General features: G+C 55.1%; 2 protein-coding genes. Both read right to left on the reverse strand.

Translation table 11 applies throughout. The annotated features are described in order from the left end of the window. Positions 1–137: 137 nt before the first annotated feature. A complete protein-coding gene (locus AC1D0P_RS25985) occupies positions 138–641 on the reverse strand; it encodes an ankyrin repeat domain-containing protein (protein WP_477679360.1) in 504 nt (167 codons plus the stop codon). Next, positions 638–1,085: hypothetical protein (locus AC1D0P_RS25990; RefSeq protein ID WP_477679361.1), on the reverse strand; the 448-nt coding region annotated here is incomplete at its 5' end. The genes AC1D0P_RS25985 and AC1D0P_RS25990, both read right to left, overlap by 4 nt.

Raw genomic sequence — 1,085 nt, forward strand, 5'->3', positions numbered from 1 at the left:
GGATGGTGATGTCGCCTGCGGGGGCGATCACGTCGCTGCCGACCTGTTTGTAGGCCTCGCCGGCTTGCAGGGTGACGTTGCCGGCGATGCTGCCCACGGTGCTGGCCGCGGTCATGCGGACAGAAAGATAGTGAAAACTATTCTGTACCCGCCAACCTCGAATATGACTCGATCAGGGCCGCTGAAACGTCCTCCCCTTTTTCTCTGGCAATTTCCGCGGCAGTCGCGCCATAACAATCCTTCTTTGTCCAATCTGCACCGTTCTCCAGCAAGATCCTTGCGGCTTCACTGTGCCCCCACGCCGCTGCCGACATTAGTGGCGTCACCCCTTGGATCGTTTCTGCGTCGACATTCGCCCCGAGGGATAGTAGATAGTTGATTACCACGGCATGGCCGTTTGCAGACGCTTCATGCAACGCCGTCACTCGGTAGTTGCCTGTGGCATGCACAGATGCCCCATTCCGCACTAGCATTTCGACTACTGCAGGTAAATCTTCCGCTGCCGCAACCATAAGAGGTGTTCGGCCGAGGACTCCAGCTTCGTTCAGGTTAAGTCCGCTGCACTCCATCTCTAAGCGAACCGTTGCGGCACCAGAGACAATACTCTTGATAAGCTGATCAATCTTTGATTGGATGTTCATCGGAGTACGTTGAAGTTGCCAAGCTGCACTTGGTTGAGTAGCTGTTGGTATCTTTCAAACGACATCGGCGCTGAGGGTGCAATAACGTAGTGCCCCGGACTCCCGGACTGTATCACTTGCAAACCAACAGGGACGCTGTTAACGGGAAACGCACCACCATACTTTTGAACCCACGGGTCATTTGGGTTTAGGTTGATCGATAGTCCTTGTGGTTGGCCATTCGTCTTGGTCGGGTGGATCAGACCGTCTGACGCAGCCTTAACGTCAACACCCAATCTAACGTCTACGCTATTGCCGCCCCGAAATATAGGGGTTTCACCGTTTGCTCCATTATCACCACTGCCGCTGTTGTTAAGTACGATGGGGTCGATAACCGGCTGACCACCTGCTCCATAGCCACCGCCCACGGCCGGCCCATTCCTCGCAGGGTTACTTGTCTGGTTC

This window comes from Polaromonas sp. P1_G2, from assembly GCF_056405515.1.